The sequence below is a fragment of the Spirillospora sp. NPDC049024 genome (genome assembly GCF_040649235.1).
GTDB lineage: Bacteria > Actinomycetota > Actinomycetes > Streptosporangiales > Streptosporangiaceae > Spirillospora.
The window spans coordinates 17,315-32,629 of sequence record NZ_JBEZFD010000040.1; the positions used below are offsets into that span (position 1 = coordinate 17,315).

Here is a 15,315-nt window from a genome sequence, read left to right on the forward strand (position 1 = left end):
ATGAGTCCTGTGCATGACGAGAAGGCGTTCGGGGACGCGATCGTCGCGGGGATGCTCAAGGGCGGCTGGCTGGAAGGCGATCCGGGCGATTACCGGCCCGAGCTTGGGCTGGATACGCGGCAACTCTTCACGTTCATCGGGGCGACGCAGGGCGACGAGTGGGAACGGCTCGTCATGCTCTACGGGAACAGCACAGAGGCTGCTCAGATCGGTTTCGCCAAGCGGCTCGACAAGGCGATAGCCGAGGACGGGGTGCTCACCGTCCTGCGCAAGGGCGTGAAGGACCGGGGGGTCCTGATCCGCGTTGCATACTTCAAGCCGAACCTTGTGCTGAACGACTCCGTGCTGGACGAGTACCGGGCCAACCGGCTGACGGTCGTGCGCGAGCTGGAGTACGCGACCAAGCAGGCCGACAAGGGCAACCGGCTCGATCTGACGTTGTTCGTAAACGGGATTCCGGTCGCGACGGCCGAGTTGAAGAACCCGCTGACCGGGCAGGGCGTCGAGCAGGCCAAGGAGCAATACCGCAACGACCGCGATCCGAGCGAGCTACTCTTCCGGCAGCGGGTGGTGGCGAACTTCTGCGTCGATCCTGATCTCGTGTTCGTCGCGACACAGCTGCGCGGCAAGAAGACGCGGTTCCTGCCGTTCAACACAGGGTCCGAAGGGCCGGGCCAGCCTGGCGGCGCGGGCAATCCAGCGCCGGTCGAGCCGGGGACCTACGCCACTTCATACCTGTGGACGCGGATCTGGGAGCGGGACACCTGGCTGGACATGCTCCAGCGGTTCGTCCACGAGCAGAAGACCAAGAGCGCCGGCGGGCGCACGAGCAAGACGCTGATCTTCCCGCGCTACCAGCAGTGGGACGTGGTGAAGAAGCTCACCGCACACGCCGCCCGCTACGGGACCGGTCACAACTACCTGGTGATGGCGTCGGCCGGCTCGGGCAAGTCGAACACCATCGCATGGCTGGCGCACCGGTTGTCGTCACTCCACACCTCCGCGAACGCGGCGGACCTGGCTCCGGAGGCGGTGGCGAACGGTGTCGAGCCGGGGACGCCGGTCTTCGACAAGGTCATCGTCATCACCGATCGGCGGAACCTGGACTCCCAGTTGCGGGAGACGATCGGCGCGTTCGAGCAGACCGCCGGGCTCGTAGTGAAGATCGACGAGAAGATCGGCGCCAAGTCCGAGCAGCTCGCGAAGGCGCTGTCCCAGTCGTCCGGGAAGATCATCACGGTGACGCTGCAGACGTTCCCGGCGCTGATCGACTTCCTGCGGCGCAACCCAACCGAGATCGCCGGGCACCGATTCGCGATCATCGTGGACGAGGCGCACTCGTCCCAGTCCGGGGACGCGGCGACCGCGGTCAAGGCCGCACTGCGCGACCTGGGCCTGGACGCCGACTCCGACGACGAGGGCGCCACGACGGTCGAAGCCAAGCTGGAGAAGAAGGCAGAGCAACGCTCGCAGGCGTCCAACCTCTCCTACTTTGCCTTCACGGCCACGCCCAAGAGCAAGACGCTGGAGCACTTCGGAACGCTGGGCACTGTGGATGGCGAGCCGAAGTACCGGCCGTTCCACACCTACTCGATGCGGCAGGCGATCGAGGAGGGCTTCATCCTCGACCCGCTGCGCAACTACGTCACCTACGACACGTACTGGAAGCTCGTCAACAAGAACCCCGACGAGCGCGAGGTCGACCCGTCCAAGGCGAACACGCTGCTGGCGCGGTACGCGGTGACGCATCCCTCGACCGTCGCGCAGCACGCGAAGATCATCGTGGAGCACTTCCGGGCGCACACGCAGGGGCGGCTCGGTGGACGTGCCAAAGCCATGGTGGTGACCGCGTCCCGCAAGAGCGCCGTGCAGATGTCGCGTGCGATCAAGCAGCACATCGAGGACATGGGATACGGCATCGGCGTCTTGGTGGCGTTCTCCGGCTCCCTCACCTACGAGAAGGAGGAGGTCACCGAGTCCAAGGAGAACGGCGGCCTGCCCGAGAGCGCCCTACCCAAGGCGTTCGCGTACACGCGGGCCGACGACCTCGGTACGCAGACGGGTGGTCCCGGAAAGCCCGAGTACCGGATCCTCGTCGTCGCCGAGAAGTACCAGACCGGCTTCGATCAGCCGTTGCTGACGACGATGTACGTCAACAAGAAGCTGGCAGGAATCTCGGCCGTCCAGACGCTGTCCCGGCTCAACCGCACCGCCGACCGCAAGAGCCAGACGGACCTGGCGGTCGTGGACTTCGTCAACGACGCCAACGAGATCCAGGAGTACTTCCGGCCGTACTACGAGGAGGCGATGACCCTCCCGTCAGACCCAAACCTCCTCTACTCCGCGCAGAGCCGGGTCATGTCCGCGCAGATCCTCGTCGACGCGGAAATGGACGAGTTCGCGTGCGCCTACCTCGAAGCCGAGGAGAAGGCCGGCGGCTCGGTCGCGCGCTGGGAGAAGCTGCATGCCGAGCTGTACCGGCTGCTCCACCCCGCCGTCGAGCGCTTCACCGCGCTGATCGACAGCGAGGACGAGGACGACCACGAGGCCGCCGAGGACTTCCGCGCGAACCTCAACGATTACGTGCGCAAGTACGGGTTCCTCTCTCAGATCATCCCGTACCGCGACGCCGAACTGGAGCGCCTCCACCTGTACGGGCGGCACCTGCTCAACCGGCTTCCCAGGCGCGCCGACGGCGGTGTCGACATCGGCGAGGTCGACCTCAGTCACATGCGGGTGGAGAAGACCGGCGAGCACGACCTCAGCCTGACGCCTGAGGGTGCCGCGGTGGTCAAGGGGTTCGGGGACGGCGCCGGCGGTGCCCAAGAGCCCGAGAAGTCGCCGCTGACAGAGCTGATCGAGAAGTTCAACGCCAAGTTCGGCACGGACTTCACCGAAGAGGACATCATCCGGCCCTTCGAGGAGGCGATGGCCGAGCCGAAGGTGAAGCAGGCCGCGGTCGCCAACAACGACCAAGAGAACTTCGGGGTCGTCTTCGACAAGGTCTTCGAGGAGAAGATGATGGACCACGTCGACACCATCGCCACCCTCGGCGAGAAGTACTTCGGCTCGGACCCCGAATTCAAGTCGTCCCTCAACAGCCGCGCCCGCCGCGCGGCATGGCAACTCCTGCGCGAGCAGGCCGGCGTCGCCTGATCCTTCGCCTGTCCGGCCGTTCTCCGAGCGATTCGGAGGGCGGCTGGACAGCCGATATCCCCCGCCATAACACTGGCCACACCGGACAAAAGCGAATGCACGCGGAGCAAGGATGCCGATCCGAACCATTGCCACCCGCTACGAACTGATCGAGGAGATCGGCTCCGGGGGCATGGGCACGATCTGGCGCGGCTACGACTCGACCCTGGACCGCGAGGTCGCCGTCAAGGCCATCCGCCCCGACATGTTGCTCTCGCCGGAGCGCATCGCCGACCTGGCCGAGCGGTTCCGCCGTGAAGCGCGCGTCACCGCACGCATCCAGCATCACGGCGTCCCACAGGTGTACGACGCGGTGCTGGAGGCCGATTCCGCAGATCGCCTCTATCTGGTGATGCAGTACATCGAGGGCAGGAACCTGCGCTCCTACATCGACCCGGACGATCCGCTGCCGATCGCCTGGGCCGCCGCGACCGGTGCGCAGATCGCCACCGTCCTGTCCCACGCCCACGCGATCCCGGTCGTCCACCGCGACCTGAAACCCGACAACGTTCTGGTGACCGACGACGGCACCGTCAAGGTCCTCGACTTCGGCATCGCCGCGATCCTCCGCCGCGACATCACCAAGATCACAGTCACGGGCAGCCCGATGGGCACCAGCCGGTACATGTCCCCCGAACAGGTCAACGCCGCCCAGGTCACCCCGCAGAGCGACCTGTACGCGCTGGGCTGCGTCCTGCACGAACTCTTGTCGGGCGCGCCAGTCTTCATTGGCGATGGCCAGTACGAACTGTGGAAGCAGCACCTCACCGCCACACCCGAGCCGCTACGCGAGCTGCGTCCAGATGTACCGCCGGAACTGGAAAAGCTGGTTCTGGATCTGCTCGCCAAGAAGCCCGAACAGCGGCCGGCCGACGCCTACGCCGTCTACGAGCGCCTTCTCCCGTTCCTGCCGTCCCCCGACTCACCGGCGGTCGCCACAAGCGAGCGACTCGGCGAAATGCCTGACCCGACTCTGCTGTACCGGCAGCCGAATGCCCCTCGCCAACGCACGCGCCGTCCACCACCCGTCTCGGCACCGCCCAGCGTGCCGCAGGCGCCGACGACACCTCCGACCCAGCTCCGGGCCGCCATTGATGACGCGCTCAAGCGGTCCACCCAGCTTCTCGGCGCCGAGAGGTTCGCGCAGGCGGCCGACGTCGTCGAAGCGGTCATCGATCCGGCAGCCAAGATGCTGGGCTCCGAAAGCCCGGACCTGCTCCTGCTCCGCTTCCACCGCGCACTGATCATCTTCCTCGGCGGAGACTCGCGCACGGTCCTTCCGGAGTTCGATGCCTTGGCCGACGCCTATGCACGCACCGCCGGGCCGACCAGCGATCGCGCACTGGAATCTCGTCGCTACGCCGCCCTCTGCCGTGCCAACCTCGGCCAGACCACCGTCGCGCTCGACCAGTTCCAGCGCCTCCTCGACGACGTCGCCGCCGCCGACAGCCACGCCAGCGAACTCGCGCTCGACATCCGGCACAGCATTGGCATGCTCCTTCTCTCGGCAGGCGACAAGACCGCCGCAGAGAACGTGTTCGAGCTGCTCTACCAGGACCACCTGGTCATCAACGGCCCCGACGACGAACGCACTCGCGAGATCGCCGAAATCCTCGTCCGCATACGCCTCCCCACGACCCCATAGCGCTCCGCTCACGGGCGGGCGGGAACACCCCTCCGCTGGTCTTTAGGTGCGGTCGATGACCGCGAAGACGACCTTGCCGACGTTGTCGGCCAAGGCGCGGATTCCCCAGCAGCGGGCGTACTGGTCGACGATGAACAGGCCCCGGCCCGTCTCGCTGGAGGTGTCGGCTGCCAGCATGTGCGGGAGGCTGCAGGCGGCGTCTTGGACCTCCATCCACAGCGCGTCGTCCTCGGTGCGACTCAACCGCAAGATCACATCGTCGTCCGTTGCGGATACCGCGTGCTGGAGGGCGTTGGTGACCAGCTCGCTGGCCACCAAGCACGGGACGAAGTCGTCCATGCCCCATTGGCCAGTGACCAGCCGCACGAACCGCCGCACCTCCGCGACCACCTTGAGGTCCTGCTTCACCACCATCTCGTTCTCCGCCGCGCCCTGCCCCATGACCTCTCCTCACTGTTTGTGACATACAGCTCACATTGAGCCACTTGCTGAGCTAAGATTTGCTTGCAGCCCTGAAGTGGTAGACAGCAGCAGGCACCGGTAGATCACGTCTGCAAATGGCAGAGCACCCGATAGGTAGGAGCAATGCCCCCACGACGCCAGCGGGTTCGAGAGGCCCCCGCTCTCGTCGCTTTCGGACGCCAGATGCGGCGGATGCGCGAGACCAAGGGCATCAAACAGGAGACCCTCGCCCATGTCACCAAGGTGAGCGGTCCACAGGTGAGTCGGATCGAGGCCGGAAAGAAGCGAGCCACGCGACCGTTCGTGGAGATCGTGGACGACTACCTGGAGGCCAGTGGAGCTCTGATCAGTCTGTGGGAGGACCTGAACAAGGATGGTCACCCCGTCCCGATCTGGTTCGATTGGCCGCAAATAGAGGGCGACGCAATCGAGCTGATCTACTACCAGCTATGCGTGATAGCCGGTATGGCGCAGGCCCCGTCCTATGCGGCGGCGATCCTTGACGGCAATGAAGAGGCCGTTGCAGCCCGACTCGAACGACAGAAGATCATCGACAAGGAGAACGCCCCAACGATCACCTTCCTGGTTGATGAACAGGCGCTCTACCGGCAGGTCGGCACGGTCGAGACGATGAGGGAGCAGTTGGAGCACCTACTTGCACTGAGCGAGCGCCCCAACGTGACAGTTCAAGTCGTGCTCAGCAGCGGCGAACACGGCGGAAACGGCAGCAGCTTCGTGATCGCTACGATGGCCGACATGAGCCAGGTAGCCTATGTAGAAACGGCTATACGAGGGCTCACAACTGATGACCCCGCAGACCTGGCAGCGGCATCGCGCGTCCTGGCCGATCTTCGCAACAGGGCGCTTCCAGGCAACATGTCGCGCGACCTCATTAGGAAGGTGGCCGAAGAACGATGGACCTCAACAAGGCCGAGTGGCGGAAGGCAACCCGGAGCCTGAACAACGGCGGTGAGTGCGTTGAACTTGCCGACGTGGCTGGGGCGGCCGGTGCGTCGGTGGTGGCGGTGCGGGACAGCAAGGACCCGGACGGCCCCGTCCTCCTGCTGACCCGCGCGGCCCTGCGCACGGCCGTCCAGTCCGCAGCCGACACGCACTGAGCACCCGGCACTACCCACCCCGCCAACCCCCGACCCACCGAGTAGCGGCGAGTCGTCCCGTGCCCCGACCCGGACGACCCGCCGCACCCCACCGTCCCCATGGGCAAGACCCCACGCCCGTCCACCTCCCCAGAGGCAGCCCCAGCCGAGCGGACACGCCCGCTGGCAAGTCCAGCCGCGCGTCCGACACTGGCCTCATGCCCGTCGAGAACCTCACCGGGCGCAAGGCAAGCCGAACCCACAGCAACAGCGGCGAGCGCGTCGAGCTGGCGAGTGTGCACGGCTGACCTGGCCGTACTCCGTGCAGCGCTCACCCCGGGCGTCCAGGACCGCAGTCGTCCGGGTCGAACCTTCATCATCGCCTTCCCCTTGCGGCAATGGCGTCCCGCTCGATTATTGAAGAAGATCAGGCCGTGTCCGGGGACGGGGTGGGGTCGCATGGGTAGCGGGACGGGCGGCGCATGCCGGTGGTGCGGCGTATGAGGCCCCGCCTGAACATCGCGTTGAACGTCCTGCTCGTGGTCGTGCTCGCCCTTCTGGGCATCCTGACGAACTACGCGACCGGGGGCGACGACGCGCCGCTGCCGCTGGACCTGCTGCGAAAGATCGCTGTTCCCGGGCTCGGGGTACTGATCGTGGCGTTGATCGTCCTGACGGTGGTGTCGGCGCGGCTGGAGAATCCGCCGCGAGCGCCGGAGCGCGAGTGGGATCCGGGTCGCACCCCGTATCCGGGGCTGGAGGCGTTCGCCGAGGACGAGGCGGCGGTGTTCTTCGGACGTGACGAGCCGGTGAGCACGCTGCTCCGTCAGCTGTACCAGCGCGATGGCGAGCGGTTCGTGGTCGTCGCCGGGGCTTCGGGGAGCGGCAAGTCCTCGATGGTGCAGGCCGGGCTGATCCCCAGGTTGCGCGGGCGCCGCTGGCTCGTGCAGCCGGTACTGACGCCGGGGTCCGATCCGATGGCTGCGTTGGCGACAACATTCGGCAACGCTCGGGACGCCGAACGGTTGCGAGGGGCGCCGTCCGCGCTGGCCGAGCTGGTCGCACAAGCGCGGCGGCGTTCGGGGCGGCGCGACGCCCGCGTCCTCATCACCGTCGACCAGTTGGAGGAGTTGTTCACGCTCGCCGGATCCGACCAGCGGGACCTGTTCCTGTCGGCGCTGTCGGCGGCGTTGCGCGCCGATTCCAGGTTGTGGGTGGTGGCGACGGTCCGCATCGAGTTCTTGCGCTCCTTCCTGGAGACTGGCCATGCCGTACTGTTCGCCCGCCCCATCGCGCTCGGTGCGTTGACGCGGGCCGAACTCGCGACGGTGGTCGAGGCACCGGGCACGCTGGCCGGGCTGCGGTTCGAGCCCGGCCTGGTCACCAGGATCGTCGAGGACACCGGGACGGCCGATGCGCTGCCACTGTTGGCCTATCTGCTGCAGGAGCTGTATTTCGCGTCCGGGCGCGGGAAGGTCGCCACGTTCGACGCGTACCGCCGGCTCGGCGGGGTCGCGGGCGCGCTGTCCCGGCAGGCCGACCAGCTCGTGACCACGTTGCGCGGAGACGAGGGCATCGAGCCGATCCTGGCGGTGCTGTTCAAGTTCGTCACCACGGAAGGGACCGAAGCCACCCGCCGCCGCGTTGTCCTGGACGATCTGAGCGAGGACGAGCGACGCGTCGTCACCGCATTCGTGGAGGCCCGGCTGCTGGTCACCGACGCGTGGGAGGGAACGCCCATCGCGCAGGTCGCGCATGAGGCGCTGTTCCGCCAGTGGGCGCCGCTGCGCCAGGAGGTGGAGGCACGGGCGGAGCTGCTGCGGCGCCGCGCCGAGCTGGAACGATGGGCTGCGGACTGGCGCCAGTCCGGGCACAAGGTCGACTACCTGCTGACCGGCGAGCGACTCCAGCTCGCGCTGCAATGGCTGGAGGGCCTGGAGTCGGCCGGGCAGGATAGCGGCGAGATCCGCGCGTTCATCGAGGCGTCCAAACGGCGCGACCTGGCGTTCCTGCGACGCGTGTCGGAGGGGATCGGCCAGTACGTCCTGGCCAACGCCGAGCAGTACCCCGAGCTGGCGATCCTGCTGGCCGCGGCAGCGCTTTCGGAGTGCCCGCCGACACCGGCCGCCACACGCGCGCTCATGGCGGCATTGGCCTTCAGCCACCTGACCCAGGTGGTGGACGGGCACACCGACGCGGTCCGCAACCTCGCCTGGTCGCCCGATGGGGCCCTGATCGCCACCGCCTCCCGCGATGGCACATGCCGACTGTGGGACGCGACCACTGGCTCCAACACCGCTGTACTGGAAGGCCACCACGGCATGGTGGAAATGGTCGCCTGGGCACCGGACGCCCGCCGCATCGCCACCGCCTCCCGCGACCACACCGTCCGCGTCTGGGACACCACCACCGGCCGAGCGCTGGCTGTGCTGGCGGGCGCGGCCGACGTCGTCCGAACCGTCGCCTGGTCACCGGACGGAACCAGGATCGCTTCAGGGTCCCGCGACAGGGTGGTGCGCATCTGGCGGGCCGACACCTACGAACTCCTGACCCAGTTACACGGCCACACCGACAACATCCTCGGCATCGCCTTCTCGCCCAGCGGGAACCTGCTGGCCACCGGATCCCATGACAGGACCGTCCGGATCTGGGATCTCGCCACCGGCACGGCCACGGTGCTCCACGGTCACCAGGACTTCGTGGAAGGTGTCGCCTGGGCCCCCGACGGAGCCTTCGTCGCGTCGGCCGGGGGCGACGCGACCATGCGCATCTGGGACATCCGCTCCTCAGCACAGACCGGGCTCATCCGCTGCCACGGCACCCGAGTGTGGAACGTGGCGTGGTCACCCGATGGCACCTACCTGGCCAGTTGCGGCAGCGACAACACCGCCCGCGTCTGGAACCCGCGGACCAGCGAGGAGATCTTCGCCCTCCGCGGCCACACCGACGACGTGTGGGGCGTCGTGTGGTCACCCGACGGCGCGCATCTGGCCACCGGCTCGGCCGACACCACCGCCCGCATCTGGGACGTCACCCCCAAAGGCGCCGAGAGTCTCCAACTGGCCGGCCATCGCGGCCCCGTCCGCGCCGCCGCGGTCACGCCGTCCGGACGGTTGATCGCCACCGCTGGTGACGACGCGACGATCCGGATCTGGGACGCCGTCGACGGCACCCTCCACGCTGCGATCACCGACCACCGGGACACCGTCCACGATCTCGCCTGGGCCAGCGTGGAGGGGCGCACGATGCTGCTCTCCTGCTCCAGCGACCGCACGATCGGTCTGTGGAGGCTGGACGAAGCCTCTCCTGGTGATATCTCCGGCGAACGAATTCCCAGCAGCGACATTCATGAGGCCGTGGCCTGGCGTCCCGGCTCGGCCACCTTCGCAACCGCAGGGCACGACCGCGCCATCGTCATCCACCCCCGCGGCGACTACGAATTTACCGAGAGCCTGGACGGTCACCACGACTGGGTCGTTGGTCTCGCTTGGTCGCCTACCGGGGCGCACCTCGGCTCCACCTCCGATGACCGCACCGCCCGCATCTGGAACGTCCATGACCCTGGCGAAGTCATGACGCTGCACGGCCACGCCAACTGGGTCGACGACATCGCCTGGTCCCCCGACGCACGCCGGGTCGTCACCGGCTCCGCTGACGGCACCGCTCGCGTCTGGGACACCACCACCGGCGAGCAACTGGCCGTCCTCGACGCCCACGAGGCCCGCGTCGCCGGCGTGGCCTGGTCACCCGACGGCTTCATGATCGCCACTGCGTCCTACGACCGCACCGTCCGTCTCTGGGCGGGCAGGACCTACGCCGAGATTGGCGTGATCGGCGTCCATCGCGGCCCGGTCGTCTCCGTCACCTGGACTCCGGACAGCCAGACCGTCGTCTCCGCCTCCTTCGACGGCACCGCCCGGCTCTGGCCCTTCGACGTCGACCTCGACGTCCTGAAATCCAAGGCCGGGACCCGCGTGTTCCGCCCCCTGGCGCAAGAAGAACGCCTCGCCCACCTGCTCCCCGAGCCCGATCAGTAGACCTGCTCGACCACACGCACGTCCCGATCGACCAGGTACTCGGACGGGTCCAGCCCCATCGCCTCCCGCTCCGGCGACGCCCAGTACCGCTGGTTCGCCTCCTCGAACGTCTCCTCCCCCTCGTACCAGATCACCCACACGAACCGGCTCCGCTCGTGATCAAGCCAGGCACCCCCGATCCCGAATCCCAGCTTCAACCGCAGCGGCACCACCGACTCCCGCCATCTGGCCGCCCACTCCTCGAGCAGGCCCTCCCTGATCGTGTACGTCCTCAACTGGACGGTCTTCGGCACGATGACCTCTCTTCCACCTGGAATCCGCTGCGTCGGCTAACACCCGCCGCAAAACTCACACAACCATGGGCCCGCCCCGCCGGGCATCTCCACCTGCGGCCCTGGCAGCCGACCCGCGCGGTCCTGCGGACGGCCGTCCAGTCCGCCGCCGACACGCACTGACCGCCCGGCACGGACCGCCCCGGCGACCCCCGATCCGCCGAGTAGCGGCGAGTCGTCCCGTCCCCAACCCAGGTGACCCGTCGCACCCCCCCGGGCACGACCCACGCTCGTCCGCCAACCTCAGACGCGGCCTCTGCCAAGCGGAGCTCCCGATGACAGCTCAACCATGCGGTCAGGAGCGTGTGAGGAGGTACCGGGCGAGGATGACGTCACCGATGGGACGGGTCTCCTCGAGCGTCATCCGGTTGCCGGGATGGTGCGGGAACTGCCCCGTTCCGACGAAGCGCGGGGCGGCGGAGTCGCCGACGAAGAAGGGGGCGATGACGAGTTGGAGCTCGTCGGCCAGTCCGGCGGTGAGGAACTGGGTGTGGACGGTGCCGCCGCCTTCGACCATCAACCGCTGAACCCCTCGGTTGGCAAGGTCGGCAAGCATGGTGTTGAGGTCGACCGGGTCACCTGCGTCCACGACAGTGGCGACATCCCCGAGGCGCTCACGGCAGCTGGCCACCGCGCTGCTGGAGCAGTACACGATCTTCTCGACGCCGCCGGCGGCGAAGAACTTGGCCCCAGGGTCGAGGTCGCCGCGGGCTGTGAAGGTGACCTTGATCGGGCTCTCGGGCAGGCCGCGGGCGACGCGGGCCTTCCGGCGCTCCTCTGTCCGGACGAGCAGGCGCGGGTTGTCTCGGCGGATGGTGTTGGCACCGACGAGAATGGCGTCGCAGCCGGCCCGCACTTCGTCGACTCGGTCGAAGTCCTCGTCGTTGGACAGCAGAAGCCGCTCGGACGTGGTGTCGTCGATATAGCCGTCGATCGAGGCCGCGCAGGACAACAGCACGTAGGGGCGTCCAGTCATTAGCTGCTCCAAAGCCGTTGCTGATCAGTTGCTGACGATACGTGCGCAGTCTTCATCGTTGACGCCGGAACGTCCGCGGAGCACAGTGCGTCTTACCGGAAAGCATTCGAACTGTCACGACCTCGGTTGGAAGTGGAACTGATGCGCGATCACACCGAAGTCGGCCCTTACGAGATCGCCTACCTGTGTGGCGGCCCCGAGCGTGTCGCGATGACCGTGCTGGTCAGGTTGGCCGGAGACGGTCAGATCAGGGTCTCGCCGGATCGGCACCGGGTGTACGCGGAACGGCGCGAACCCCGCGACCCCGTCGAGGCCGCCGCGCTGAAGGTCGTGCCGGAGGTCGGCAGGGTGCTCGGCCTGACCGTGCTGATGATCGCGGCCTCCCCAGCGGTCGAGGAGGTCGGCCGGCGGCTTCGGGCGGAGCGGCTGCTGCCGGGCTCCCGCGTCCGTGCGCTGTGGCAGTGGGGCCGGGTCCGGCGGGCCCGGCGGCTGCGCCGTGCGCTTGACCGGGGGCTGTCGCTGGACGCCCTATCCCGCGTCGCGGCCACCGGCGCCGCGGGCATCGCTGACCACGAACTCCGGACGATCTTCGAAACCCACACGTGGGAGCCGCCGGTATCCATCGAGATCAGCATTCCGAAGCCGCGGGTCAGTGATCCGCTTCCCGAAGTGCCTTACCGGTCCGGCTTGTACGGCGCGTACTCCGACTTCGGGGGCTACTGAACCCGAGCCCGCGGGGGTGGAGCAGTCCGGCGGCGGGTCGGGACCCACCGCCCGCCGGTCCTAGCGGACGGCCTGGCGGAGGATCGTGCGCATCTTCTCGGGGCGGTCTCGCGAGGATCGGACAGGTAGATCTCGTGGTCCAGGTCGTGGTGCGTAACACCCTGCACCTTCATCAGTGCGGCCCTGCGCGCGAGGGGAGCAGGCTCGTCCACGCAGGGGCCGCAGTGCATCATCCGGACGCACCGCCCATCGATGTACGTGTCGGACTGGCTTTCCGGCGGGCGTGCGGGGGCGGCCTCCGGAGACGCCACCGATCCATTTCCGACCTTGCCGCCACGGCTCGGAGGCATGCTGCCCGGGACACCTCGGGAAGTACCGATGTGTAGGTGTCGGCGGTGAACGAATGGCGCGCATGGCTGAGCGTCTCGCCGATTGCGACCGTGTGGCGATCAGCGTGGAGATCGTCAATGTCGTCTGCGGCCGTTTAAAGAGCTGGGCTGGTCCCGCTGTCGGGCGTTATGTTCAGGTTGTGACGGCTATCTGGAGCACCGACCAAAGCGGAAAGTGGCGACTTCTCACCCCGAGCGGCTATCCAGCTGAGGCTGCGTTGCACGACCTCGTCGAGCAGAGTCCACAGATTTTGCCGCTGGCTGGCTCTCCGCGGATCACGGTGCTGGGGCGCGAGGTGCGGCTGGGCGGAGGATACGCCGATCTTGTGGCCGTGGAGCCCTCCGGGCAGATGGTGATCGTGGAGGTGAAGCTGGCCGGGAACTCCGAGGCTCGCCGCGCGGTGGTGGCTCAGTCGCTCACCGATGCCAGAAGGGCGTTGAACGCCTCGATGATGACATTCGCTGTGTTGGGCGCAGCCAGCACAGCGGACTCGATCGAGACACGTGCGCCGTAGTTCGCTCTCTTCAATTGCTGAGGAGTATTGGTCCAACCGGGAAGCCGCGACAGGCTACCTGCGAGATGAAGGAGTGCTTGGGAAGAGACACCATGGTCCCGCAGCTCGGCGAAGTTGATCGATAGTAGGGACTTCGTGACGCCAATGTAGATGCTCCAAGCCGCTGCCTCGTCAGTACCGACGCTGAATCGGGCCGTGACGGATGGGTACTCGCCTTCGCCGTAATGGTAACCACGGAACGCTGCATGCCGTTCAGCGTGCCTGTACACCGCTAGTAGCGTATGCGCGAGCTTGCCAGGGCAGTATCGGTTGATGGCTTGGAGGAGGCTTTCCTCGTCCCACCCAGGTTTCGCATGCGGTGTGTCATCGCGGCGTTCGCCGGGGGCCACCGGCGCGGGCCCCAGAGTGCCTGCCTCTGCCGGTGCTGCGTTGTAATCGATCGTCGGAGGTACGGGGTCACCGAGAGCCTGCTGGATGGCGAGCGCGATCGACTCTAGCCAGGCGATGGTCTCTTCCGCCTCATCGGCGGTGATCGGCAACTTCTGGTCGGGTTGATCGGGGTTGTGGTCAGCGGTGTGGGCGATGTTGTTCCTGCGTCTTGCGATCTCTCGCATCCTTGCGCGGACCTCATCGGAGGTCACCGGAGATCTTGGATCCTGATCTGTAAGGATCTCCGCCACCTTCACCCAGAGTTTCACCTCGCTGACGTGTGCGAACCCCTCTTGTATTTTCTCAGGGCTCTGGAACGTCTTGTACTCGAACTCCCGCTCCAGGTAGGCCCGGAACAGCTCGGCTAGGGGCTCGGAGTGATGATGGATCTTCTCGAAGAGCGCCACGGGCATGGTCAGCTTGTCGAACTTGGCAGGCCGTGGTGTGCCGGGACGCAGTGCGAGAACGACGCCTCGATCGACGATCTCCCGGGTGACCCAGTGATCGATCGCGGCGACGGCCTGGCTCCAGGCCGCTCGGTAAAGGTCGGTGACATCGAAGGCGCCAACCTTGAGATGTTCCAGATTCTGGCCTCCCTGGATAAGTTGGCGTGCATAGCTGATGTTCTGCTGGAACTGGTCGAACGGGGCCGGAAGCTCGGAATCCTCCTCGATATCGGGGAGAGGTGCGGGCACCTTCGCGTCCGGGAACATCTTTCGGAAGTCGTCAACGGTGATCCGCTTTGTGCGATCCGCGCGGCCGGCGTCGTCGAACTTGAGTCCCTCTTGCTGCAGGACGTCCCGGGGGTCGTCGGTCCGCTCCGGATCCGGCCAGCGGAATCCTGGCGAGATCTTGCCGCTAGCCTGCAGAACCCGGTGCGCACCCGGCGCCCCCGACTCGGCCATAAATCCGCCCACCGACTGGGCCGCCATGCCTACCAACTCGGCGAGGTCTCCGTAGGTCGTCCAAGATCCGGGCGCCACCTGGGCCAGCGCCTCGCGCACCCGATTCCAGCGAGGATCGACATAGGTCCTGGTCTCGTTCGCCTGGCGCCGGGCACGGTACTGGCGCCCCAACTCTCGGTAGAGCTCGTCGCCCGGAAAGTCCTTGAGGGCCTGGATCCCGGTCTCAGTAATCGCCCAACCGTTTCTCTTAGTCATCCAACCGATCGACGCCGCCTCCCCGGTACGGAACCCCAGCTGTGCATGCCAGCGAATCTGCCCGTGCGCGTTAAGCTCCTCATGCTCGGGATCGATGGCGACCCGGGCTGCGACTGCATCTCGCACCTCGGCGGGCTTCAACGGTCGCCCCTCCTCCCGCAGGATCTCCATGGCCCCGCGGAAGATCGGCGCGATGTGCTCAGCAAAGGACATTCGGGACTCCTTGACGTCGGGGGGCAGCTCTCCGGCGCATCGACATGGCAACTCTGGTCCCGCCCGTGAGGCTTCGATACAGACGCGACCACGGACTACTCGACACCTATATTCATACGTTTTCGGGTCCCGCGTGGCGAGG

General features: G+C 67.1%; 11 protein-coding genes. 7 read left to right on the top strand and 4 right to left on the bottom strand.

Translation table 11 applies throughout. The features are described 5' to 3' along the window. Nucleotides 1–3,156, top strand: coding sequence for a type I restriction endonuclease subunit R (locus AB0C21_RS41585; RefSeq protein ID WP_500211858.1), 3,156 nt, complete (start codon nt 1–3; stop codon nt 3,154–3,156). Between the two features lie 112 nt (nt 3,157–3,268). Continuing rightward, nucleotides 3,269–4,840, top strand: a complete 1,572-nt coding sequence (locus AB0C21_RS41590; protein ID WP_500211860.1) for a serine/threonine-protein kinase — start codon at nt 3,269–3,271, stop codon at nt 4,838–4,840. Nucleotides 4,841–4,882: 42 nt separating this feature from the next. On the opposite strand, the gene AB0C21_RS41595 is transcribed toward AB0C21_RS41590, so the two are convergent. Beyond that, nucleotides 4,883–5,281 carry an ATP-binding protein gene (locus AB0C21_RS41595; RefSeq protein WP_500211862.1) on the bottom strand — a complete coding sequence of 133 codons (399 nt, stop codon included), beginning with the start codon at nt 5,279–5,281 and terminating at the stop codon, nt 4,883–4,885. A 144-nt stretch (nt 5,282–5,425) separates the two neighbouring features. Between AB0C21_RS41595 and AB0C21_RS41600 the strand changes: the two genes are divergently transcribed. The 3 genes from AB0C21_RS41600 to AB0C21_RS41610 all read left to right on the top strand — a co-directional run bounded on the left by AB0C21_RS41600 (nt 5,426) and on the right by AB0C21_RS41610 (nt 10,436). Then, complete coding sequence (locus AB0C21_RS41600) at nt 5,426–6,262, top strand: helix-turn-helix domain-containing protein (protein WP_500211864.1); 837 nt, start codon at nt 5,426–5,428, stop codon at nt 6,260–6,262. Continuing rightward, a complete protein-coding gene (locus AB0C21_RS41605; RefSeq protein WP_500211865.1) occupies nt 6,217–6,420 on the top strand; it encodes a DUF397 domain-containing protein in 204 nt (67 codons plus the stop codon). Before AB0C21_RS41600 ends, AB0C21_RS41605 begins: the two co-directional genes overlap by 46 nt. 461 nt (nt 6,421–6,881) lie before the next feature. Further along, nucleotides 6,882–10,436, top strand: a complete 3,555-nt coding sequence (locus tag AB0C21_RS41610; protein WP_500211867.1) for an nSTAND1 domain-containing NTPase — start codon at nt 6,882–6,884, stop codon at nt 10,434–10,436. Here AB0C21_RS41610 and AB0C21_RS41615 read toward each other — a convergent pair. Together AB0C21_RS41615 and AB0C21_RS41620 are read right to left on the bottom strand one after the other, a co-directional pair. Beyond that, entirely contained in the window at nt 10,430–10,729 is a 300-nt protein-coding gene (locus AB0C21_RS41615) for an NIPSNAP family protein (RefSeq protein ID WP_185030248.1), read from the bottom strand. The genes AB0C21_RS41610 and AB0C21_RS41615 overlap by 7 nt on opposite strands. Before the next feature lie 334 nt (nt 10,730–11,063). Continuing rightward, nucleotides 11,064–11,744: a RibD family protein gene (locus tag AB0C21_RS41620; RefSeq protein ID WP_500211869.1), complete on the bottom strand. Its 681-nt coding sequence runs from the start codon at nt 11,742–11,744 to the stop codon at nt 11,064–11,066. 141 nt (nt 11,745–11,885) lie between these two features. Between AB0C21_RS41620 and AB0C21_RS41625 the strand changes: the two genes are divergently transcribed. After that, the gene (locus AB0C21_RS41625) at nt 11,886–12,467 is read left to right on the top strand and encodes a TIGR04222 domain-containing membrane protein (RefSeq protein ID WP_500211871.1); all 582 of its coding nucleotides are present in this window, start codon (nt 11,886–11,888) and stop codon (nt 12,465–12,467) included. Nucleotides 12,468–12,879: 412 nt separating this feature from the next. Then, the gene (locus tag AB0C21_RS41630) at nt 12,880–13,371 is read left to right on the top strand and encodes a hypothetical protein (protein ID WP_500211872.1); all 492 of its coding nucleotides are present in this window, start codon (nt 12,880–12,882) and stop codon (nt 13,369–13,371) included. Here the strand turns inward: AB0C21_RS41630 and AB0C21_RS41635 are convergent. Then, nucleotides 13,266–15,173, bottom strand: coding sequence for an MGMT family protein (locus AB0C21_RS41635; protein WP_500211873.1), 1,908 nt, complete (start codon nt 15,171–15,173; stop codon nt 13,266–13,268). The genes AB0C21_RS41630 and AB0C21_RS41635 overlap by 106 nt on opposite strands. Between the last annotated feature and the right edge of the window lie 142 nt (nt 15,174–15,315).